The 21,929-nt window shown below is 66.8% G+C and carries 19 protein-coding genes; 12 read left to right on the plus strand and 7 right to left on the minus strand.

Annotated features, from left to right (window positions below):
• The first annotated feature begins 17 nt into the window (after positions 1-17).
• Positions 18-230 carry a hypothetical protein gene (locus AC5Y4S_RS11540; RefSeq protein ID WP_500032736.1) on the plus strand — a complete coding sequence of 71 codons (213 nt, stop codon included), beginning with the start codon at positions 18-20 and terminating at the stop codon, positions 228-230.
• Here AC5Y4S_RS11540 and AC5Y4S_RS11545 read toward each other — a convergent pair.
• Positions 227-904: a GntR family transcriptional regulator gene (locus tag AC5Y4S_RS11545; RefSeq protein WP_500032737.1), complete on the minus strand. Its 678-nt coding sequence runs from the start codon at positions 902-904 to the stop codon at positions 227-229. The two genes, AC5Y4S_RS11540 and AC5Y4S_RS11545, sit on opposite strands and share 4 nt — an antisense overlap.
• Before the next feature lie 62 nt (positions 905-966).
• On the opposite strand from AC5Y4S_RS11545, the gene AC5Y4S_RS11550 reads away from it, so the two are divergent.
• The 3 genes from AC5Y4S_RS11550 to AC5Y4S_RS11560 are packed head-to-tail and all read left to right on the plus strand — an operon-like array spanning position 967 to position 4,440.
• Entirely contained in the window at positions 967-2,334 is a 1,368-nt protein-coding gene (locus AC5Y4S_RS11550; protein WP_500032741.1) for an LLM class flavin-dependent oxidoreductase, read from the plus strand.
• Positions 2,327-3,511: a CaiB/BaiF CoA transferase family protein gene (locus AC5Y4S_RS11555; RefSeq protein WP_500032747.1), complete on the plus strand. Its 1,185-nt coding sequence runs from the start codon at positions 2,327-2,329 to the stop codon at positions 3,509-3,511. Before AC5Y4S_RS11550 ends, AC5Y4S_RS11555 begins: the two co-directional genes overlap by 8 nt.
• 17 nt (positions 3,512-3,528) lie before the next feature.
• A complete protein-coding gene (locus tag AC5Y4S_RS11560; protein WP_500032752.1) occupies positions 3,529-4,440 on the plus strand; it encodes an HpcH/HpaI aldolase/citrate lyase family protein in 912 nt (303 codons plus the stop codon).
• Here the strand turns inward: AC5Y4S_RS11560 and AC5Y4S_RS11565 are convergent.
• The 4 genes from AC5Y4S_RS11565 to prpD are packed head-to-tail and all read right to left on the minus strand — an operon-like array spanning position 4,437 to position 11,381.
• The gene (locus AC5Y4S_RS11565; RefSeq protein ID WP_500032756.1) at positions 4,437-7,820 is read right to left on the minus strand and encodes a pyruvate carboxylase; all 3,384 of its coding nucleotides are present in this window, start codon (positions 7,818-7,820) and stop codon (positions 4,437-4,439) included. The genes AC5Y4S_RS11560 and AC5Y4S_RS11565 overlap by 4 nt on opposite strands.
• 5 nt (positions 7,821-7,825) lie before the next feature.
• Entirely contained in the window at positions 7,826-8,953 is a 1,128-nt protein-coding gene (locus AC5Y4S_RS11570; protein WP_500032758.1) for a bifunctional 2-methylcitrate synthase/citrate synthase, read from the minus strand.
• Positions 8,950-9,876, minus strand: a complete 927-nt coding sequence (gene prpB, locus AC5Y4S_RS11575; protein WP_500032763.1) for a methylisocitrate lyase — start codon at positions 9,874-9,876, stop codon at positions 8,950-8,952. Before prpB ends, AC5Y4S_RS11570 begins: the two co-directional genes overlap by 4 nt.
• Positions 9,876-11,381 (minus strand): 2-methylcitrate dehydratase PrpD, encoded by a 1,506-nt coding sequence (prpD, locus tag AC5Y4S_RS11580; RefSeq protein ID WP_500032765.1) that lies wholly within the window; start codon positions 11,379-11,381, stop codon positions 9,876-9,878. The genes prpB and prpD overlap by 1 nt, the downstream gene beginning before the upstream one ends.
• A gap of 113 nt (positions 11,382-11,494) precedes the next feature.
• Between prpD and AC5Y4S_RS11585 the strand changes: the two genes are divergently transcribed.
• The 8 genes from AC5Y4S_RS11585 to AC5Y4S_RS11620 all read left to right on the plus strand — a co-directional run bounded on the left by AC5Y4S_RS11585 (position 11,495) and on the right by AC5Y4S_RS11620 (position 21,230).
• Positions 11,495-12,916 (plus strand): short-chain fatty acyl-CoA regulator family protein, encoded by a 1,422-nt coding sequence (locus AC5Y4S_RS11585; RefSeq protein ID WP_500032766.1) that lies wholly within the window; start codon positions 11,495-11,497, stop codon positions 12,914-12,916.
• Between the two features lie 222 nt (positions 12,917-13,138).
• A complete protein-coding gene (locus AC5Y4S_RS11590) occupies positions 13,139-13,375 on the plus strand; it encodes a hypothetical protein (protein WP_500032767.1) in 237 nt (78 codons plus the stop codon).
• Positions 13,359-14,774, plus strand: a complete 1,416-nt coding sequence (locus AC5Y4S_RS11595) for an FAD-dependent oxidoreductase (protein WP_500032771.1) — start codon at positions 13,359-13,361, stop codon at positions 14,772-14,774. The genes AC5Y4S_RS11590 and AC5Y4S_RS11595 overlap by 17 nt, the downstream gene beginning before the upstream one ends.
• 11 nt (positions 14,775-14,785) lie before the next feature.
• Positions 14,786-15,223, plus strand: coding sequence for an ester cyclase (locus AC5Y4S_RS11600; protein WP_500032774.1), 438 nt, complete (start codon positions 14,786-14,788; stop codon positions 15,221-15,223).
• A gap of 32 nt (positions 15,224-15,255) precedes the next feature.
• Positions 15,256-15,804 carry a PE family protein gene (locus tag AC5Y4S_RS11605; protein ID WP_500032779.1) on the plus strand — a complete coding sequence of 183 codons (549 nt, stop codon included), beginning with the start codon at positions 15,256-15,258 and terminating at the stop codon, positions 15,802-15,804.
• Positions 15,805-15,924: 120 nt separating this feature from the next.
• Entirely contained in the window at positions 15,925-18,546 is a 2,622-nt protein-coding gene (locus tag AC5Y4S_RS11610) for a LuxR C-terminal-related transcriptional regulator (protein ID WP_500032781.1), read from the plus strand.
• Between the two features lie 81 nt (positions 18,547-18,627).
• Complete coding sequence (locus AC5Y4S_RS11615) at positions 18,628-19,689, plus strand: GGDEF domain-containing protein (protein WP_500032784.1); 1,062 nt, start codon at positions 18,628-18,630, stop codon at positions 19,687-19,689.
• 170 nt (positions 19,690-19,859) lie between these two features.
• A complete protein-coding gene (locus tag AC5Y4S_RS11620) occupies positions 19,860-21,230 on the plus strand; it encodes a flavin monoamine oxidase family protein (protein WP_500032786.1) in 1,371 nt (456 codons plus the stop codon).
• A 57-nt stretch (positions 21,231-21,287) separates the two neighbouring features.
• On the opposite strand, the gene AC5Y4S_RS11625 is transcribed toward AC5Y4S_RS11620, so the two are convergent.
• Together AC5Y4S_RS11625 and AC5Y4S_RS11630 are read right to left on the minus strand one after the other, a co-directional pair.
• Positions 21,288-21,572, minus strand: coding sequence for a WXG100 family type VII secretion target (locus AC5Y4S_RS11625; RefSeq protein ID WP_068108167.1), 285 nt, complete (start codon positions 21,570-21,572; stop codon positions 21,288-21,290).
• A gap of 11 nt (positions 21,573-21,583) precedes the next feature.
• Positions 21,584-21,880 (minus strand): WXG100 family type VII secretion target, encoded by a 297-nt coding sequence (locus AC5Y4S_RS11630; RefSeq protein ID WP_068108169.1) that lies wholly within the window; start codon positions 21,878-21,880, stop codon positions 21,584-21,586.
• Positions 21,881-21,929: the final 49 nt, after the last annotated feature.

The following is a 21,929-nucleotide window of genomic DNA, read 5'->3' on the forward strand; positions in this document are numbered from 1 at the left end:
GCTAGGAGAACTCCACCATGAGCAGACTTCGATATCTCGTCGCGGCGCTGATGGCTGCCTCGGCACTGATCGCCAGCGCCAGTGTGGCCCGGGCCGACGCACCCGCGCCGGGTGATTCCTGCACCGTATTGCACGCCACCACCACCGACGCCAACGGCCGCACGATGTGGTGCAACCCCACCATGACCGGCGCGCATTCTCTGGTGTGGCAGTACGGTGGGCCGTCCTAAGTCTGGACCGTCGGCGCTAGAAAGCTGTCTCCGCGCTGTTCAAGCCATTCGACAAGTGAGCGACCGGCATCGAGCACGTGCCGTTCCGCGATCGACCGGGCCCCCTTGGCGTTTCCGCTCTCCAGCGCATCCAGTAGTTCCTCGTGCTCGTTGAGCGACTGCTTTTCGTGCTCGGGAAACAGCGTGAGGAAGTTCGTCGGCACGACGCGGGCGGCATGCCTGATCTGAGCAAGCAGTCGCGGCGAGTGCGCCGCACGGTGAATTTCTTGATGAAAGAGCCAGTTCGCTTCGCCGATGCTGTCGTCTCCCGAACGGGAGGCGACGTCGGCCGCCAGCGCTCGCAACCTGCCGAGTTCTTCGGGCGTCACGCGCTCGGAAGCCCAGGCGGCGGCCTGTCCGGTCAGCACGCCGAGGATGGTGAAGCTGTCCAACACGTCGCCGGAGCTGACACCGATGACGGTGATGCCGCTGCGCGGAGCGACGCGGACGAGACCCTCGAAAGACAACTCCAGCAATGCTTCTCGCACGGGAGTGCGGCTGGTGGCGAACTCCTCGGTGATCGCGTCGAGGTCGAGCCGTGACCCGGCGGGCAACGCGCCGGTGAGGATGCGGTTGCGCAGCTCACGCGCGGCACGCTCGCGCACCGTGGCCGCGATGTCGTCGACACCAGGCATGGTGAGACTTTACCCGACATCACACATTTGAAATCTGATATATCAGATGTTAGATTTTAATCATGGCTACGCGACGAACGGACAACATGGCGCTGGTCGCCTTCATGCAGGCGGGCAGTACCTCGGTATACGCGGGCTCATGGCGGCACCCGGCCACGGAGCACGGGTACCTCGATACCTCCTACTACGCGAAGATCGGGCGCCAACTCGAAGAGGGCTGTTTCGACCTGATGTTCTTCGACGACCGGTTGGCGATGCCGGGGGTCTACGGCAGAAGTGTCTCGGATGCGGTTCAGTACGGCGCCCGCCCCGTCAAGCTGGATCTCGGCTTGATCCTCGGCGTGCTGGCGCAGACTACGTCGAAGATCGGCCTGGGGGCGACCTACTCGACCACCTACTACGCGCCCTTCCACGTCGCCAGAACCTTTGCGACGCTGGACCACCTCTCGGGCGGCCGCGCGGCCTGGAACGTGGTCACATCGGTCAACGACAGCGAGGCGCAGAACTTCGGCGTCGACGCCCACCTCGGGCACGACGAACGCTACGACCGCGCCGACGAATTCATGGACGTGGTCACCGGCCTGTGGGACACCTGGGAAGACGGCGCCGTAGTGCACGACCGGGAGTCCGGCCGTTACGGCGACCCGGGCAAGGTGCACGAGCTGAACCACGTCGGGCCGTATTTTTCTGCGCGCGGACCGCTGACCGTGCCCCGCACCCCGCAGGGCCGCCCCGTCATCATCCAGGCGGGCTCCTCGGGGCGCGGCCGCGAATTCGCCTCTCGCTGGGCGGAATTGATCTTTACCGGTGATCCGGGGATCGAGATAGCACGCAGCCACTACGCCGACCAGAAGGCCCGCATCGCCGATGCCGGCCGCGATCCGGCCGCCGTTCGTATCTGTCCGATGGCCTACGCGGTGGTGGGCGAGTCGGAGGCCCACGCCAAGGACCGCGAAGCGTTGTTCCTCAATGATCTGGTCCATCCGATGGCGTCGCTGACGCTGCTGTCCGAGTTGATGAATTACGACTTCGCCCAACACGATCTCGACGACCCGGTGACCGACGAACTGCTTGCCTCGGTGTCCGGCATCCGCGGATTGGTGCAGAACCTGCGCACCCATATCGGTGGGGACACCGTCACGTTGCGCGACCTGGCCAACCACCGCGCCACCCTCTTGCAGGGGCCTCGCTTCGTCGGCACCGGTGAACAGGTCGCCGAACAGATGGCGGATTGGTTCGAAAGCGAGGCATGCGACGGCTTCGTCTTGGCCGCGACGCACCTGCCCGGCGCCTTCGAAGACGTGGTGCGCATGGTGGTCCCCGAGCTGCAGCGCCGCGGCCTGTTCCGCACCGAGTACGAGTCGTCGACGTTGCGGGGACACCTTGGGCTGCAACGGCCTTCGAACAGCCTGGTGGGCGCCGGTGCTTGACGGGCTCCGGGTGCTCGACCTCGCCACCCTGGCCGCCGCCCCACTGGTGGCGACCTATCTGGGCGAATTCGGCGCCGACGTCATCAAGGTCGAAGAACCACGGCGTGGCGACCCGATCCGCGAGTGGGGCAACCAACGCGACGGGGTCGGCCTGATGTGGAAGTCGATATCGCGCAACAAGCGATCGATCACGCTCGACTTGCGCTGCGCGGCGGGTCAGGCGCTGGTGCGCCGCCTGGTGCAGCATGCCGACGTCGCCATCTTCAACACGCGGCCGCAGACGTTGCGGAAGTGGGGCCTGGACTACGAGAGCCTGCGCGCGGTCAACGACAGGATCGTGATGCTGCACATCACCGGCTACGGGCTGACCGGGCCGAAAAGCCAGCGCCCGGGCTTCGGCACCCTAGGGGAAGCGATGAGCGGATTCGCGCACATTACCGGCCAGGCCGGCGGTCCACCCACGCTGCCGCCGTTCATGCTGGCCGACGGCGTCGCGTCGCTGAACGCCGCCTACGCGGTGATGATGGCGCTCTACCACCGCGACGTGCGCGGGGGGCCGGGCCAGCTCATCGACGTCAATCTCATCGATCCGCTGGCCCGGCTGCTCGAGCAGGTGTTGCTGGGCTACGACCAATTGGGTTTGGTACCCGAGCGCGCCGGCAACCGGTGGGACATCTCCGCGCCGCGCAACACCTACCAGACGGCCGACGGGCGGTGGCTGGCCATGTCCGGCAGCTCACCGGCGCTGGCGCTACGGGTCTTCCGCGCGATCGGCCGAGACGACCTGGTGACGGATCCGGACTTCTCGGACCCGCAGCGGCGTCTGGCTCGCGCCCCCGAGGTCGACGAGGCGGTCGCCGATTGGGTTGTCACCAAGACGCTTTCGGAGGCGATGGCGGTTTTCGAAGCGCACGAGGTGGCCGCGGCGCCCGTCTATGACATCCGGGACCTGGTCGGCGACGAACACCTAGCGCATCGTGAAGTGTTCGTGTCCGTCGAGGACCAACAGCTCGGGCCCATGATGATCCAGGCTCCGGTTCCTCGTTTCTCGTCGGCTTCCGGCACGGTCGAGCATCTGGGACCGTGCCTGGGCGAGCATAACGGCGAGGTCTACGGGGACCTCCTCGGCATGACTTTCGACGAAATCGACGACCTGCGCGCCCGAGGCGTGCTGTAACAGAAGGAATTTCACCGGTGGCCCAGCTTCTTCGTCGCTCCGAACTCGCGGTACCCGCGAGTAACGACAACATGTTCGGGAAGGCCGCCGGGTGCGGCGCGGACCTGGTGTTCCTCGACCTCGAGGACGCGGTACCCCCGGCGTTCAAGGAGGAATCGCGCGTCAAGGCCATCTCCGCCCTCAATGACATCGACTGGGGCCGCGCCGCACGCGCGATCCGGATCAACGGCCTTGACACTCAGTGGTGCCACGACGACATCGTCGAGGTGATGACCCAGGCCGGCGATCACCTCGACACGATCATCATTCCCAAGGCCCGCAAGGCGCGCGACGTGTGGTGGGTGGACGTGCTGGTCACCCAACTGGAGGCAAAACTCGGCCTTCGGAATCACATCCGGCTCGAGGTGCTGATCGAGGAGGTCGAGGGCCTCGCCAACGCCGAAGAGATCGCGATCGCCAGCCCCCGACTGGACGCGCTGATCTTCGGTGTCGGTGACTTCTCGCTGTCCCAGGGCGCCCGGGTGGACACCAACTTCGTCCCGCTCGGCGAATACCCCGGCGATTTCTGGCATTACGCGCGCACCAAGGTCATCGTGGCGGCGCGGATCGCGGGCATCGATGCGATCGACGCACCGTACCCCGACTTCAGGGACCGCGAGGGCTACCAGCGCGATGCTCGACGGGCCTCCCTGCTGGGCTACACCGGCAAATGGGCGATTCACCCCGATCAGGTTCCGATCGCCAACGAGGTATACGCGCCCACCGCCGACGAAATCGCCCGCGCTGAAAGCAACATCGCCGCCTACCGACAGGCCGAGGCCAACGGTCGCGGAGCGGTGGGGGTGGATGGGGTCTTGGTCGACGCCGCGCACGTCAAGATGGCGCAGGAGCTTCTGGCGCGTGCTGCGTCGATCAACGGCAGCCGTTAGTTCACCACCACCAGGAGGTCGCCCCCTTCGACCTGGGCGGTGTGGGATACCGCTATCCGCGCGATCTTTCCGGCCTTCGCAGTGGTGACGGCGGCCTCCATTTTCATCGCTTCGATCGTTGCGACGGTCTGTCCGGCCTCAACCTCCTCGCCGACGTCGGCGGTAACGGTGACGACACCGGCGAAGGGGGCGGCAACGTGGTCGGGGTTGGTGCGGTCGGCCTTTTCGGCGGCGGGCACGTCCGCTGCGATGCTGCGGTCGCGCACGACGACTGGACGCAGCTGCCCGTTGAGGATGCACATCACAGTGCGCATGCCGCGTTCGTCGGCATCCGAAATGGCCTCCAGGCCGATCAGCAGCTCCACACCGCGCTCAAGCTCGACGCGATGTTCGTCTCCTTGGCGCAACCCGTAGAAGAACTGATTGGCGCTCATCCGGGAGGTGTCACCGTACTGCTCGCGGTGGTCCTCGAGTTCCTTGGTCGGCCCGGGGAACAGCAGCCGATTCAGCGCCGCCTGGCGGCCGGTTCCCGGCACGGCCAACACCTTTTCGTCTTCCTGCGACAGCTCTTGTTCCGGCTTGGCCGGACCGCGACCGCGTAATGCCTTGGAACGCAACGGCTCAGGCCAGCCGCCCGGCGGGTCGCCGAGTTCCCCGCGCAGGAAGCCGATGACCGACTCCGGGATGTCGTAGCGTGCGGGGTCGTCCGCGAAGTCTTGCGCGCTGATGCCCGCGCCGACGAGCGCCAGGGCCAGGTCCCCTACCACTTTGCTCGACGGGGTGACTTTGACCAAGTGCCCGAGGATGGCATCGGCTCCGGCGTAGGCGTTTTCGATGTCTTCGAACCGATCACCGAGTCCCAGCGCGATGGCCTGCTGACGCAGGTTGGACAACTGCCCGCCCGGGATTTCGTGCCGGTATACCCGCCCGGTCGGAGACAGCAGCCCGGACTCGAATGGCGCGTACACCTTTCGGAGCGCCTCCCAGTATGGCTCGAGCTCGCACACCGCGGTCAGCGACAACCCGGTGTCGTAGGGGGTGTGGGCCGCGGCGGCCACGATCGACGACAGAGCCGGTTGGCTTGTGGTGCCCGCGAGCGGAGCCGCGGCGCCATCCACGGCGTCCGCTCCCGCGTGCCAGGCCGCGACGTAGGTCGCCAATTGGCCGCCCGGGGTGTCGTGGGTATGCACGTGCACCGGCAGGTCGAAGCGCGACTTGAGCGCGGACACCAGCGTCGCCGCGGCCGGCGCGCGCAGCAGTCCCGCCATGTCCTTGATTGCCAGCACGTGCGCGCCGGCTTGGACGATCTGCTCGGCGAGCTTCAGGTAGTAGTCCAATGTGTAGAGCTTCTCGGCCGGATCGGACAGATCGCCGGTGTACGACATCGCCACCTCGGCGACGGCAGTACCCGTTTCGCGAACCGCGTCGATTGCGGGGCGCATCGAGTCAACGTTGTTCAAAGCATCGAAGATTCGGAAGATGTCGATGCCCGTGGCCGTCGCTTCTTCAACGAACGCCGTCGTGACCGTCTCCGGATAGGGCGTGTAGCCAACCGTGTTTCGGCCCCGCAGCAGCATCTGCAGGCAGATGTTGGGCATCGCCTCCCGCAGGGCCGCCAGCCGCTCCCAGGGGTCCTCCTTCAAAAAACGCAGCGCCACATCGTAAGTCGCTCCGCCCCAGCATTCCACCGACAACAGCTGCGGCATCATCCGCGCGATGTAGGGCGCTACCCGAACCAGGCCGCTGGTGCGGACCCTCGTGGCCAGCAGGGACTGGTGCGCGTCGCGGAACGTGGTGTCGGTGACGCCGACGCCGCGCGACTCGCGCAGCCAGGCGGCGAATCGCTCCGGCCCGAGTTCGGTCAGACGCTGCTTTGACCCCGCCGGCGGGCTGGCTGACAAGTCGATGTCGGGAAGCTTGTCGTGGGGGTACACCGTCGACGGGCGCTCACCGTGCGGCTTGTTGACCGTGACGTCGGCGAGGTAGTTGAGGATTTTGGTGCCGCGGTCGGCCGAACTGCGCGCGGTGAGCAACTGCGGGCGTTCCTCGATGAACGATGTCGTGACGCGACCGGCTTGGAAATCCGGGTCGTCAAGGACCGCTTGCAGGAAAGGGATGTTCGTCGAGACGCCGCGGATCCGGAATTCCGCGACGGCGCGCCGCGCACGGCGCACGGCCGTGGCGAAATCGCGGCCGCGACAAGTCAGCTTGATCAGCATCGAGTCGAAGTGGGCGCTGATCTCCGCGCCCAACATCGTGCCGCCGTCCAGCCGGATTCCCGCTCCGCCCGGGCTGCGATAGGCGGTGATCCGGCCGGTGTCCGGACGAAAGCCGTTGGCCGGATCCTCGGTGGTGATCCGGAACTGCAGCGCCGCACCGTGCGGGGCGAGCGAATCCTGGCTTAGGCCAATCTGTTCCAGGGTCTGCCCGGCGGCGATGCGCAGTTGGGCAGACACCAGGTCGACGTCGGTGATCTCCTCGGTGACGGTGTGCTCGACCTGGATGCGCGGATTCATCTCGATGAACACGTGGTTGCCGCGCTCGTCGAGCAGGAATTCGACGGTGCCTGCGCACGTGTAGCCGATGTGGCGTGCGAAAGCCACCGCGTCCGCGCAGATCCGCTCGCGTAGCTTGGGGTCGAGGTTGGGTGCCGGTGCGATCTCGATCACCTTCTGGTGCCTCCGCTGCACGCTGCAATCCCGTTCATAGAGGTGAATCACGTTGCCGTGGTTATCGGCCAGGATTTGCACCTCGATGTGCCGGGGGCTGAGCACGGCCTGCTCGAGGAAGACCGAGGCGTCGCCGAAGGCGGATTCGGCCTCGCGGCTGGCCGCCTCGATCGCCTCCGGCAGCGCCGCCCGGTCGGTGACCCGGCGCATACCCCGGCCGCCGCCACCGGCGACCGCCTTGACGAACAATGGGAAGGTCATGGACTCGGCGGCCAACAGCAGCTCGTCTATCGACGTCGAGGGTGCCGAAGAGGCCAGCACCGGAAGACCGGCCGCGCGCGCCGCCGCGATCGCCCGCGATTTGTTACCCGTGAGCTCCAGCACCTCGGCGCTCGGGCCTACGAACGTGATACCGGCCGCCGCGCACGCCGCCGCCAGGTCCGGGTTCTCCGACAGGAAGCCGTAACCGGGGTAAATCGCATCCGCTCCGCAGGCCGCCGCCGTCTCGACGATGTCGTCGACCGACAGGTAGGCCCGGACCGGGTGGCCTTGCGCGCCGATCTGATAGGACTCGTCGGCCTTCAAACGATGAACGGAGTTGCGGTCCTCGTAGGGATAGACCGCCACCGTCGCCATTTCCAATTCGTAGGCCGCGCGGAACGCGCGGATCGCGATCTCCCCGCGATTGGCGACCAGAACTTTGGCGAACACGGTACTTACGATAGAGCGCGTTGCGGAGGTCCGACATAATCGCTGAGCGGACGGATCAACGCATTGGACGCAGTCTGCTCCATGATGTGGGCCGTCCACCCGGTGATCCGGCTCATCACGAAGATCGGAGTGAACATGCCGATGTCAAAGCCCATCAGGTAATAAGCCGGCCCGGTTGGAAAGTCCAGGTTGGGCTTGATGCCGTTGGCCTCGGCCATTCCTTTTTCCAGCGCTTCGTAGATGTCGAGCCACTTCTGGCCAGCGCGGGCCGCGGCGACGCGCTTGAGGGCCTCCTTCATCGTCGGCACCCGGGAGTCACCGTTCTTGTAAACGCGGTGACCGAAGCCCATGATCTTCTCTTTGCGAGAAATCTTGCCTTGCAACCACTCCGCTGCCTTGTCGGCGCTGCCGATCTCGATCATGTCGTGCATGACCGCCTCGTTGGCGCCGCCGTGCAGCGGACCCTTGAGCGCACCGATAGCCGCCGTGACCGCGCTGTAGATGTCGGACTGGGTGGAGGTGACCACCCGAGCGGCGAAGGTGGATGCGTTGAAGCTGTGCTCGGCGTAAAGGATCATTGACTCCTCGAAGGCGTCCACCACGACCTGCTCGGGCACGTCGCCGAAGCACATGTGCAGGAAGTTCTGTGCGTAGCTCATGTGGCTGTGCGGCGCTATGGGGTCGAGACCGCGCCGGCGGCGCATGTCCGCGGCGACGATCGTGGGCAGAACCGCGAACATCCGCAGCGACTTGGCGTAGTTCGCCTCGGGGCTGGCGTCGTCCTCTTCGGGGTCCTCGGCGCCCATGGAGCTGATGAAGGTGCGCACCACGTCCATCGGGTGGCAGGTGTCGGGCAGTTTGGTCAACAGGGACAACTGAGATCGGTTGAGCCGCCGGGCCGCGCGTTCTCGCTGAGTGAACAGCGCCAGCTGTTGGTCATTGGGCAACTCGCCGTGCCACAGCAAGTAGGCCACCTGCTCGAAGCTGCACGCGACGGCCAAGTCTTGCACCGGGTAACCGCGGTAAGTCAGGGAATTGGTCTCCGGGACGACCTTGGAGATCGCGGTGGTATCGACGACGACACCGGCCAGTCCCTTATAGATGCGGGGCTTGTCTTCAATGTCGCTGGTCATGGCGCGTCTCCTTCAGTGGCTTGAGTGGCGAAGTTGTAGATGTCCGAATCGAATTGGGTGTAGTCCGCGTAACGGAGCAGCTCGTAGAGCCTGCTGCGGTGCTGCATGCGGTCCAGCAGACCGGATTGCGTTCCGGTGTCGGCCATTTCACGAAGGCCGAGCTCGACGGCATGCATGGCCAGTCGCAGGGTGGTCACCGGGTAGATCACCACGTTGTAGCCGATGTCGGACAGCTGCTCGGCGCTCAAGAGCTCGGACTTGCCGAACTCGGTCATGTTGGCGAGCAACGGGGTATCGACCGCAGTCCGAAACCGCTCGAAATCGGCCGGTGTGCGCAGTGCCTCGGTGAAGATCAGGTCGGCGCCCGCGTCGGCGTACGCCTTGGCGCGGTCGATCGCGGCGGGCACACCCTCGATGCCCGCCGCGTCGGTGCGGGCGCAGATGATGAAATTCGGGTCCCGCCGGGCCGATACCGCGGCCCGCAGGCGCTTGATCATGTCACCGGCAGGCACCACGGCCTTGCCGTCGAGATGCCCACAGCGCTTGGGGTTTTCCTGGTCCTCCAGGTGGCAACCGGCCAGCCCGGCGTCCTCCAGCATCGTCACGGTGCGTGCTGCGCTCATCGGTTCACCGAAACCGGTGTCGGCGTCGATCAGGGTGGGCAGGTCGGTGACGGACGCAATCTGTGCGCCGCGCCCGCTGACTTCGGTCAGGGTGGTCAGACCGATGTCGGGCAGGCCGAGGTCCGCGGAGAGCACCGCCCCGGACACGTACACGCCATCGAAGCCGAGCTCGGCGATCAGCTTGGCCACCAGCGGCGAGAATGCGCCCGGAAGCCGTTGCAGCCGACCGCTTTCCAGCCCGTGACGGAATCGAGCGCGCTTTTCGGCCGCGGGCACGGCGCCGCCGATGAGCCCGCCCATCAGAAGATTCCCGGCGGGATCGTCGGCGCCTTGTCCAGCACCGTCGAATCGAGGACGATGTTCAGCTCGCCCAAAGCGCCAGGCTTCAGTTCCGCGAGGCCTTCAACCAGCGACAGGAACCGCTTCTGCTCGGCATCGGTGACGACACCCTCGGCCAGCTCGGTGAACTTCCCGACGTACTGCTTGCGCTCAAACGGCCTGGCTCCCAGCGGATGGGCGTCGGCGACGGCGATCTGGTCGACGATGACCTCACCGTTTTTGAGCGTGATCTCCGCGCGGGCACCGAAAGCCTTTTCCGCGGGGTCGGTGGAGTGGTAGCGCCGGGTCCATTCGGGATCCTCGACCGTGGAGACCTTGTGCCACAGTTCGACGGTGTCGGGGCGGTGCGCCCGCTCCGGCGCGTAGGACCGCTCGTGGTGCCAGATGCCGTCCTGCAAGGCAACGGCGAAGATGTACATCACCGAGTGGTCCAGCGTTTCCCGTGAGGCGTCCGGGTCCATCTTGTGGGGGTCGCCCGATCCGGTGCCGATCACGTGGTGGGTGTGATGGCTGGTGTGCAGCACGATCGTCGCGATCTGGTCGAGGTCGCCGATCCGCGCGCGTAGCCGCCGCGCGAGGTCGATCAGGGCCTGGCTCTGGTATTCCGCCGAGTGCTCCTTCGTGTAGCTCTCGAGGATGGCGCGCTTGGGCTCGCCGGGCTCGGGTAGCGGAACTTGATAGGTGTGTTCGGGACCCGACAGCAGCCAGGCGATGACTCCGTCCTCGCCCTCCCAGATCGGGGCGGGCGCGCCCTCGCCGCGCATGGCCCGGTCGACGGCTTCGATGGCGACCTTGCCGGCCCAGGCGGGCGCGTACGCCTTCCAGCTGGAGATCGCGCCCTTGCGCGACTGCCGGGTGGACGTCGTCAGGTGCAGCGCCTGTCCGACGGCCTGGTAGATGGTCTCCCGATCGAGACGCAGCATGGTGCCCAAGCCCGCCGCCACCGACGGGCCGAGGTGCGCGACGTGGTCGATCTTGTGCTCGTGCAAGCAGATTCCCTTGACCAGATCGATCTGGATCTCGTAGCCAGTCGCAATGCCGCGGATCAGGTCGGCTCCACCGATCCCTAGGTGCTGGGCGACGGCCACCAGGGCGGGGATGTTGTCACCCGGATGGGAGTACTCCGCGGCCAGGAACGTGTCGTGGAAGTCCAGTTCGCGCACCGCGACGCCGTTGGCCCAGGCCGCCCATTCCGGCGAGTAGTCGCCCTCGACGCCGAACACCTTCGCCCCCCGGCGCGATCGAGGGTGCGCCAACGCCTGGACACGAGCGGCTGCCACCGGACGACGAACGACCGAGGCGGCCGAAACCGAGGCGTTGTCGATGATGCGGTTGATGACCATCACCTCGGTGTCCGCGGGCACGCCGACCGGGTCCGCCGCTACCTCGGCAATCTTCCATGCGAGGTGCTCACTCCGGGGGAAGTCGTCGGCGCTGCGCCGCGTTCGAACGTCATGAATCCGCATAAGCCGCACAGTACGCAGGTGGGGATCCTACGTAAATGCCCTGCAGAAGTGTAATTTTGCGTCCTGATCCGGTGAATCTTGCAAATATTGTGAAAGGGGGCGAGCGTAGGGTGATGCGGGTGCCGAAGACGTTCGCCGGTGCGCGGCTGCGGCGGCTACGCGAGGAACACGGGCTGACCCAGGTGGCGATGGCGCGCGTCTTGGGATTGTCGACCAGTTACGTCAACCAGCTCGAAAACGACCAGCGCCCGATTACGGTCCCGGTCTTGCTCACCCTTTCCGAGAAGTTCGACTTACCGACCCACTACTTCGCGCCCGATTCCGATGGCCGCCTGGTTGCGGACCTGCGGGAAGTGCTCACCGAGACATCGGCGACCGCGGGTCAAATCGAGGAGCTCGTCGCCCGGATGCCAGCCGTCGGCCAGACACTGGTCAACCTGCACCGCCGATTGCACGACGCGACCGCCGATCTCGAGGCGCTGCACAGCCGTGCCAACGTCGAAACGTCGGCCGTGTCCCAACAGCCGATGCCCTTCGAAGAGGTCCGCGACTTCTTCTATGACCGCAAGAACTACGTCGGTGAGCTGGACTTGGCGGCCGAGGATGTGTTCAAGCGCAACCGCTTGCGGATCGGTGGACTCGACGGCCAGCTGGCGGAGCTGCTGGCCGACAAACTCGCCGTCACCGTGCTGATCGACGACGGCCAAGCGCTGAATCCCAACTCCAAACGCATGTTTGCGCCCGAATCGAAAACGTTGTACCTGGCGCGATGGCTCCATCCCGGCCAGCGGGCATTTCAGCTCGCAACTCAGATCGCGCTGCTCACCCAGGCCCAGTTGATCGACGCGATCATCGCCGCCGATGATCAGCTCAGCGACGATGCGCGCGGCGTGGCCCGCATCGGTCTCGCCAACTATTTCGCCGGCGCGCTGCTGCTGCCCTACCTCAGATTCCTCGAGGCCGCCGAGAGCGTCCGTTACGACGTCGACCAACTGGCGCGACGGTTCGAGGTGGGCTTCGAAACCATCTGCCACCGGCTGTCTACCCTGCAACGTCCCAATGCGCGGGGGGTGCCCTTCATCTTCGTCCGAACCGATAGCGCGGGGAACATCTCAAAACGCCAGTCCGCCACGGCCTTTCACTTCTCCCGCGTCGGAGGAAACTGCCCACTGTGGGTCGTCCACCACGCGTTTTCACGGCCCGGCCAGTTTTTGACCCAAGTCGCGCAGATGCCCGATGGACGCACTTATTTCTGGATCGCGAGGAGCACGACGACCGAGCCCAGCCGCTACCTCGGCCCGGACAAGAGCTTTGCCATCGGCCTCGGGTGCGATGTGGCCCATGCCGAGAAGCTCATCTACTCCGTCGGCATCGACCTGGCAAACCCCGAGGCGACAGTGCCTATCGGTGCGGGCTGCAAGATCTGCGACCGACCCGCATGCCCACAGCGCGCCTTTCCCTACCTCGGCCACCCGGTCTACGTCGACCCCCACACCAGCACCGATCTGCCATACCCGCCAGCGCTCCCGCGGTAGCCAGCGCCGGCCGGCGGGCCATCGTGACGGGCGGGCACCGGTCGGCCGCGACCTGGGCGATCTTGGCGGCCAGGTGTTCCGCGCGCGGGAAGTCGTCGGAGCTGCGCCGCGCCCGGACCGTGTGCACCAGCATGACCAATGAGTACGTGACGGCACAGCCCACGACAAATGGAGTACTCCGCTACTCAATCCCGATCCGTCGCATCGTCGGATGCTGATCGGGTGACCGATGATCTCAGCGACCGCGAGGCCGCGCTGCGTCGAATGCCGGTGCCGTACTCGCTGGCACTGCGGCTGCGCGAGGCGGGCGTGGCGCGCGAGGTCATCGGCGAATACGTCGGCGTCGAGGACTCTTCGCTGGAGGGCTTCTACCGGATCGCCGAACAGAAACTCACCGCGCTGCAGCAGCAACGCGAGCCCGAACTCGAGAAAGGGATCCGCAATGCAGGTCTTGGGTGAGCGCGCGGTCGTTTTGGGGGCGAGCATGGGCGGGCTGCTCGCCGCGAGGGTGCTGGCCGATTTCTTCGAGACCGTCACAGTGTTCGAACGGGACGAGCTAACCAACGATCCCGTCAACAGGCGGGGGGTGCCGCAGGGTCGGCACGTTCACGCGCTCCTGCCGCGCGGCGGTCGTATCCTGGACGAGCTCTTCCCCGGGCTCCTCGACGAGCTGCTTGCCGCCGGAGCGCCCGTTTGGAACGACGGGGACCTGTCCAAGGCGTACCTGTCCTACAGCGGCCACCGGTTGTTGTCGTCTGGAGTCGTAACCGGCGATTACACGGAAATGGCCCTCTACATGCCGAGCCGGCCGCTCTTGGAGTGCCAGGTCCGGCGGCGCCTGCGGCGGCTTGGCAACGTGACAATCCATGCCGGCCACGACGTCAGCGAACTGACGGCGACCGCGGACCGCAATCGCATCGCCGGGGTGCGGGTGATCGACCGCGCCGGCGGCGCCCCACAGGAATTGGCGGCGGACCTGGTCATGGACGCCATGGGCCGCGGGGCCCACACGCCGGCTCTGCTCGAGAACCTCGGCTACGGGCGACCGACCGAGGACCACATCACCATGCACACGACCTACGTCAGCCAACCGCTGCGGATCCCGCCAGGCACCCTGAGGGAAAAGCTGGCCCTCATCAGCCCCGCGCCAGGCCGGCCAAGGGGCATGTTCTTGGTTGGCTACGAGCGCGACACCTGGATATTCACGGTCTACGCGCTGGCCGGGCACGAGCCGCCGCGCGACCTGCCCGGGATGCTGTCGTACGCCGAGGATTACGGCCCGGCTCACTTGCTCGCGGCGGTGCGCGCCGGCGAACCGCTGGGGCCGGTGGTGCAGCATCGGATGCCGTCCAGCCAGTGGCGGCGCTACGACAAAATGCGGCGACTCCCCGACGGCCTGCTGGCCTGCGGTGACGCGATATGCAGCTTCAATCCGATCTACGGGCAGGGAATGACGGTGGCGGCGCTGGACGCCGTGGCGCTACGGGACTGCCTGCGGCGCGGCGTTACGGACCTGCCCCGCCGGTACTTTCGCGCCACGGCCAAGACGATCGGTGTGGCCTGGCGGACCGGGGCGACCTCCGACCTGACGTTCCCGGAGGTCCAAGGGCGCAGGACGCCATCGATGCGCGTCGCCAACCGGCTCGTGGAGAGCGTGCTGGCCGCATCCGAGTCCGACGCCATGATCGGCACCCAGTTCTTCAGAGTCACCGGGCTGCTCGATCCCCCGACCCGCCTGCTTCGTCCGTCGTTCCTCTACCGGGTCGCAACGGTCAATCGGCGCGGCGCACAACGGCATTCGGGTGGACAGGCTGTTGCCGACCGCCCCGGTGTCCCTTCTGTAAGTATCCAGGAATAAGGAGCGCCCTGATGACCGCGATCGACGAAATCACGAGCCTTCGCCAGCGCCGCGAAGAAATCGTCATGCAGCACGCCGAGGCGGAAAACCGGCACGACATCGAGGCGACAATCGCCACATTCCACCACCCGCGTTACGAGGTGAACGGCCAACCCAGCGAGGGCGAGTCCGCCGTTCGAGAGTTGCTGCAGGGCTTGATGACCGCGTTGCCGGATCTGCACGCGGAAGTCGGCAGGCTACGCCATGCCGACGACGCCGTATTCGGCGAGACGGTTATCACCGGCACCCACGACGGGGAATGGGCGGGCATCCCGGCCACCGGACGCCGGGTAAAAATTCCGGTCGCCGGGATTTTCGAGTTCGACGGGGACAAGCTGCTGTGCGAGAAGGTCTACATGGACTTCGCCGCGCTGCTGACGCAGATCGGTGTGCTACCTGAAATCGGCTGAGCGGCAGCGGGAAAGCGAAAGAGAGGATAGCGATGCCGGCCGTAATCGCCGTTCCCGAGGTAATGTCCTCGGCCGCAACGGATTTGGTAAAGCTCGGTTTGAATCTCAATGCGGCCCATGCGGTGGCGGCGACGCCGACCCTGGCGGTGCTGCCGCCCGCCGCGGACGAAATCTCCACGGGTGTCGCGCAGCTGTTCGCCCAGCACGCCCAGGGCTATCAGGCGCTGGCCGCGCAGGCCACGGCATTCCACGATCAGTTCGTGCAGCACCTGACCGCGGGCGCGGGCGCGTACGCCACCGGCGAGGCCGCCAACGTCGCGTTGTTGGCGCCCCTCACCGATATTGCGGGGTCTGCCGGCGGCCTGCCGGGCCAGGCGATCAGCTTGTTCAATACCGTCGGGAGCCAGCTACTCAATACGATCGCCACCTTCCGAGGTGCGTTGGTCACGGCATTGACGCCCGTTTTGGCAGTTATCGCATTCATCGCGGTTATCGCGATAATCGTGGCGGCCGTGCTGATAGTCCAGCTACTCAATGGGGCAGGGTTCAACTGGCTCCTGACTGGGTTCCGTATGCCGTGACACGAAATTAACCGGGGTGAATCGCGGCCGCTTGGCTGACTGCGGCCGCCTCTTTATGAGGTTTAAAGCAAATGGTTGAAATTTGCCGCGGCCTCGCGCGGGTCTTCCTATGCTGTCCCGATGCGTTTGTCCTGGCCCCTAACTGGGCGCGCCGAGGAGTTGCGGAGCATCGGGACCGCGATTGCGGATCCTGACTCGGCAGGCATCCTCGTGTGCGGCGCGGCGGGCGTCGGAAAGAGCCGAGTAGCCCGGGAGGCGCTTGCGGCGGCTACGTCGCAAGGCTGCGTCGTCCGTTGGGTAGTGGGCACCACCGCGGGCCGGTTACTGCCGTTCGGCGCGCTCTCGTCGTGGACGACGCCGGCCGGCGTCGACAACCTCCAACTGGTCCGCGCGGTGATCGACGAACTCACCGCCGCCCCGGACGGCGCCCCGGTGGTCATCGGTGTCGACGACGCGCACCTGCTCGATGACCTGTCGATATTCGCGTTGCAGCAGATCGTCCAGCGGGCCGCCGCAAAGCTCGTCCTGACGGCTCGCAGCGGTGAACCCATCCCGCCGGCGACGCAGGAACTGTGGACCGGAAGCGCGTTCGACCGACTCGACGTCCAGCCGCTGTCAGCGGATGAGACCACCGCGCTGGTGTCGACCGCCCTCGGCGGTCCGCTGGATCCGCATGCGGCCGAATGGTTGTGGAGGCTTACCCGCGGTAACCCGTTGTATCTGCGTAACATCGTCGAGCGAGAATTCGCCGACGGCCGGCTGGTGGTCGAGCGCGGTTGCTGGCACTGGAGCGGCGAACCCGTGCTGCCGCCGAGCCTGCTCGAGTTGGTCGACTCCCGGATCGGCGCCGTCCCGCCCGCCGTCAGCGACGTCGTCGACCTGCTCGCCGTCGGTGAACCAATCGAGCTGGGTTCACTGGCGCGAATCACCGATGCCGCGGCGGTCGAGGAGGCCGACCTGCGCAGCCTCGTCACCCTGGAAACCGTGGAAGACCGGACACAGGTGCGGCTCGCTCATCCCCTTTACGCCGAGGTGCGCAGGCAACGCACCGCCCCGACGAGGCTTCGCCGCTTGCGGGGCCTCGTCGCCGCCGAACTCGGTTCATCTGAGTGGTGCGATGACATGCGAACGGTGGTGCGCCGGGCGGCGTTGAGCCTGGACTCCGATCTGCCGCCCGACGCCGATCTGCTCCTCCGCGCGGCGCAGGGTGCCGTGTGGCTCGCCGACCTGCCTCTCGCGGACCGGCTGGCGGAGGCCGCCATCCGCTCCGGCGCGGGGGCGGAAGCGAACTTCGTTCGCGCGCACGCGCTTTCGTGGCTCAGTCGCGGCCAGGAAGCGGACGATGTCCTCGCGGACATACCGCCGGCGCAGCTCGATGACGTGAACCGGTCTCGCCGCGCTTGCCTGCGCGCCGTCAACATGTTGTGGTCACTGGCGGACGGCGACGGCGCCAAACAGCACATCGACGACGCCAGGGCCACTACCTCCCCGCGCGCCCAGGGAAGTCTTGACGCGGCCTGCACCATGTACTGGGCGGCGATGGGGCAACCGGCCGCGGCAATGGGAACGGCGCGGGAACTCGACATCGATCTCCTGCCCGCGGTCGTTGGGGCAGTGGCAAGTTGGGGGATCGTCGCCGCCGCGGGCGACATCGGTTGCGTCTCCGAGGCGGTGGCCGGCGCGGAGCGCGCGTACACCATCGCGGTCCGCTCGTTCGACGCCGCCCACATGAGGTTCGTAATCGCCGATGCTCACCTGGGAGCACTCCTGCTTGCAGGCCGGATCAACGAGGCAATGTGCCTGGCCGAACACCTGCGCGAGGAGGCCGCCAACCTGCCTGGCGCCGCGTCGCTGATCAGCACCGCGTTGGCGGGCCGCGCCGCCCTCGGCGCCGGTCGCCTCGACGAGGCGAGCGGGCTGCTGCCACCGGTCGTCGACACCTTGGTCGCCGTCGGCGAGCAGAACGGCTTCACCTACCGGTACCGGTTGCCGATCGTCACCGCGCTGGCCATTCAAGGGCTCGGCGACGACGCCGCCGCCGCGCTCGCCACGCTGGAGCAACACCGCCACCCCAGTTGGCTGTACTTGGACTACGAGCGCGGCCTCGCCACGGCCTGGGTGGCCGCGTGCCAGGGTGCGGTCAGTGAAGCGATCGACATTGTGGGGTCGGCGGCCGAAACGGCCTGTGCCAACGGGCAATTCGCCGCGGAAGTGGTGTGCCTACAGACCGCCACCCAGTTCGGTGACACTCGGCGCGCGCCCCGACTGCGAGAGCTGGAAACCATCGTGGAAGGTCCGCGCGCGGGTATCGCAGCGCGATTCGCGGCCGCCCTGCACGCTGGCGACGGGGCCGAATTGGAAACGGTGTCATTGGACTTCGAGGAGCTCGGGGACGTCGTGGCGGCCCTCGACGCCGCAGCACACGCGGCGATCGCCTATCGACGCGGCGACTTGCGGGGATCGGCTTTGAAGTGCTCGACCCGAGCGGACGCGCTGGCCGAAAAGTGCGGCGGCGCCCACACTCCGGCGCTGCGTCAAGCCAGTGAGCGGCTGCCCTTCACGGATCGCGAGCGCGAGGTCGTGATGTTGCTTGGGCAGGGGCTGTCCAGCCGAGCGGTCGCCGAGCGGCTGACACTGTCCGTCCGTACGGTCGAGGGGCACATCTACCGGGCCATGGCCAAAACGGGCGTGGCCAGCCGCGACGAACTCGCAGCATTGCTGCAAAACGATCTGCCGGGTTGACGGGTCACGGTCGCCGTTTCGTCAGATTTGCAACGCTGCGCGCGGTTTGGTGCTGAGCTATCCCCTGAAGGGAGGTGCAGCGTGTCCCGGTTCACGTCGTGGCTCGGCGAGCCCGATCACTACGACTGGATCACGGCCACGCTGCGCGAGCGCGGACTGCTTCGCGCGGCACAGGTGACCCTGGCTGTCATCTCCTCGATATCGGCGCTGGTACCCGTGGCCACCATGCTCAGCATGCGTCGCCCGACGGCCGAGGTGGTGCTCGTCGACGCCGGCGCGGCGGTCTTCGTCGTCGCGGTGAGCGTCTACTGGCTGACGCGCTGGCCGACGCGGGTCCAATCGGAGATTTTCGGGGTCATCGCCGCGACCTGCATCGCGGCGTGGAGCCTGACCCAGCCGACCGCCGCCCTGGCGGCCGTCGGCTGCTGCGCCATGGCCACCAACAGCGGGTACGTCGCCCTGTTCCACAACAACAGATTTCTGGCGTTCAGCGCCACCTTGGCCGGCATCGTCACCGTCGCGGCAGCGGTGCACCTGGCCCGCGAGGTCGACGCCGGCACCGGGCTCGCCGCGTTCTGGGTGATCGCGATGCTCAACGTGTCGTTCCCCGTGGCGATGCGAGGGATGTCGCGCGCCATGGGAACCTACGCCGAGCTCGCCGACGAGGACTCGCTGACCGGGCTGTTCAACCGCCGGGCGTTCATCGCCGCCCTCACCCGCAGACTTCGCGATCCGCACGCCGACGACACCCATCTGACCATCACCATGGTCGACCTGGATGCGTTCAAGCGCATCAACGACACCCTCGGCCACGCGGCGGGCGACCGCGCGTTGGTCGCCGTCGCCGAAGTGCTGCAACAGCAGGCGGCGCCGACGGCGGTGCTGTGCCGCGCGGGCGGCGAAGAGTTCCTCATCGCCACCGTCGGCCCGTCGCCGGACGCGGAGGCGATCTCGGCGGGATTGGGCGGCGCCATCGCCGCCCTTCCGCAGGGGCTGACCGCCAGCATCGGCACGGCCACCGCCGAGCTGTCTCCGATGGGAACCTCCGACATTCCCGGACTCATCGAAAAGCTCATCGACGTCGCGGACAGCGCGATGTACACCGCCAAACGCCGCGGCGGCAATCAGGCCCATCATCTTTGACGCCAACGACCAAGCGCGACAAGGGCTTTGCCGCGCCCCCCGCGGCCGGACCCGGCTGCGGCCGTGCCGCCGTCGCTGAATCGCCCGAGAAATCGGGGTGAACACGCTACTGCCGGCACCGCTATCGGTGTAGTTTGCTGCTGGGGCGGGGCCAGGTGAAGGAGCCAGTCGTGTCGGACGTCGATTACTGCGTGGTCGGAGCCGGGTTCGCGGGTTTGACGGCCGCCCTGCGGCTGAAGCAAGGCGGTCACTCGGTGGCCTTGCTGGAGGCGCGTGACCGGGTCGGCGGTCGCACGTTCACGGTCACTCGCGACGACGGCACCTGGATCGACCGCGGTGGCGCCTGGGTCGGGCCGGGCCAGGATCGCATCTACGCGATGATGGACGAGTTCGGCGTGCCCGAATACAAACAGCACAACGACGGCGACGCGATGATGGTCATCGACGGCAAGAAGCACCGCTACGGTGGCACCATCCCCTGGTCGATGAGCCCGTGGGCGGTCGCCAACCTCGGTGTCGGTTTGCTCTCGATCGAGAACATGTGCAAATCGATTCCGCGCGAAGCGCCGTGGGAGGCGAAGAACGCCGCCGAGTGGGACCGCATCAGCCTGGGGGAATGGATCGACAAGAACACCATGTCCAAGCAGGCCCGCGAGATGCTGGACATGGCGCTGTCCGGCGTGTACACCTCGGCCGGTTCGGAGACGTCGCTGCTGTGGGCGCTGCTACAGATGGGCTCGGGCGGCGGCCCCACCTTCGTCATCTCGGGCAAGGGCGGCGCCCAGGACGCCCGGCCCGTCGGGGGGATGGGTGCCATCTACCGGCAGATCGCTGCCGAACTCGGTGACGCGCTGCACCTTTCGCGCCCCGTCCGACAAATCGCCCAGGACGCCGACGGCGTGACGGTCACCGCGGACGGCCTGACGGTGCGGGCGCGGCGGGCCATTGTCGCGATCCCGCTTGCCATCGCCAGTTCGATTGTGTACGAACCGATGTTGCCGGTGGATCGGGCACTTCTGCACCAGCGCATGCCAAGTGGCGCCGTCATCAAGATCTCGATCATCTATGACGAGCCGTTCTGGCGCGCCGACGGATTGTGCGGCCAGTCGGCCGCGCCCGGGTCGCCGGCCACGCTCACCATCGACGCCTGCACGAACACCGCGGATCCGGGGATCATGTGCGTGATCACCGAGGGGCCGGCCGCGCGTCGGCTCACAAAAATGGACGAGCCCGATCGGAAGGCGGCGGTGATCGCCGAACTGGTCGATCGGTTCGGCAGCAAGGCCAAATCGCCGCTGGAATTCCACGAACAGAACTGGACCACCGAGCGCTACTCCGGTGGCGGCATGATCAGCCACGCCCCGACCGGCGTGCTGACCGAATTCGGCTATACCCTGCGGGAGCCCTGCGGCCGCGTGCACTGGGCCGGCACCGAGAGCTCGGCGATCATGTGCGGGTGGATAGACGGTGCGATCCGCTCGGGCGAGCGCGCGGCCGCCGAGGTGATGGCGACCGAAACCGCCGCGGCCGCAGTCACTTAGGCCTGCGACAGGGCGCGGGCAGCACGCCGTTGTGCTACCCGCGCCTGGGGCCACTGGTCACGCCCAGCCGGAGCCCACTGCCGAATCGGTGCTGGCCATGTTGCTGCCCGCGGACTGAACCTTGGCGCCGTGGGCATTGGCCTGCTCGTAGATCACCTGGAAGTTGCGACCCAGCTGCGTGATGAATTCCTGGCAGGCCACCGACCCGGCGCCGCCCCAGAAATCCCCCGCCGCCAACACGTCTCGCACGATCGCCTGGTGTTCGGCCTCCAGCGACGCCGCCTGGGCCCGGATCAGCGCCCCGTGCGAGTCCACGTCACCGAATTGGTAATTGATCGTCATTGCCAAATCTCCTAGCTGCTCAACGCTTGCTGCGAAGCCTGCTCTTGCTGCTCGTAGTTGTTGGCGTCGCGGACCAGCCCGTCGCGCACGCCCTGCAGCATGCTCACGATGTTGCGAAACGCCTGATTCATCTGTCCCATCGTGTCGTAGGACGTCGCCTGGGCCGCCCCGCTCCAGCTCGTGCCCGAAATGTCTTGCGACGACGCCCACATGCGTCGCGCCTCGTCCTCGACCGTCTGCGCGTGCACCGAGAAACGGCTCGCCATTTCCCGCATCGCATACGGATCGGTCATAAACCGAGTAGCCACCGGTTTGCTCCTTTCAAGAAGTGATCAATCTCTTTGTGCCGCCGCGTCA

This window comes from Mycobacterium sp. NGS64, assembly GCF_059812245.1.

What these genes read in the sequence shown, in the direction of transcription:
- AC5Y4S_RS11540 (WP_500032736.1), top strand. Translation starts at nt 18, where the DNA reads ATGAGCAGACTTCGATATCTCGTCGCGGCGCTGATGGCTGCCTCGGCA.
- AC5Y4S_RS11545 (WP_500032737.1), bottom strand. Translation starts at nt 904, where the DNA reads ATGCCTGGTGTCGACGACATCGCGGCCACGGTGCGCGAGCGTGCCGCG.
- AC5Y4S_RS11550 (WP_500032741.1), top strand. Translation starts at nt 967, where the DNA reads ATGGCTACGCGACGAACGGACAACATGGCGCTGGTCGCCTTCATGCAG.
- AC5Y4S_RS11570 (WP_500032758.1), bottom strand. Translation starts at nt 8,953, where the DNA reads ATGACCAGCGACATTGAAGACAAGCCCCGCATCTATAAGGGACTGGCC.
- prpB (WP_500032763.1), bottom strand. Translation starts at nt 9,876, where the DNA reads ATGGGCGGGCTCATCGGCGGCGCCGTGCCCGCGGCCGAAAAGCGCGCT.
- prpD (WP_500032765.1), bottom strand. Translation starts at nt 11,381, where the DNA reads ATGCGGATTCATGACGTTCGAACGCGGCGCAGCGCCGACGACTTCCCC.
- AC5Y4S_RS11585 (WP_500032766.1), top strand. Translation starts at nt 11,495, where the DNA reads ATGCGGGTGCCGAAGACGTTCGCCGGTGCGCGGCTGCGGCGGCTACGC.
- AC5Y4S_RS11595 (WP_500032771.1), top strand. Translation starts at nt 13,359, where the DNA reads ATGCAGGTCTTGGGTGAGCGCGCGGTCGTTTTGGGGGCGAGCATGGGC.
- AC5Y4S_RS11600 (WP_500032774.1), top strand. Translation starts at nt 14,786, where the DNA reads ATGACCGCGATCGACGAAATCACGAGCCTTCGCCAGCGCCGCGAAGAA.
- AC5Y4S_RS11605 (WP_500032779.1), top strand. Translation starts at nt 15,256, where the DNA reads ATGCCGGCCGTAATCGCCGTTCCCGAGGTAATGTCCTCGGCCGCAACG.
- AC5Y4S_RS11610 (WP_500032781.1), top strand. Translation starts at nt 15,925, where the DNA reads ATGCGTTTGTCCTGGCCCCTAACTGGGCGCGCCGAGGAGTTGCGGAGC.
- AC5Y4S_RS11625 (WP_068108167.1), bottom strand. Translation starts at nt 21,572, where the DNA reads ATGACGATCAATTACCAATTCGGTGACGTGGACTCGCACGGGGCGCTG.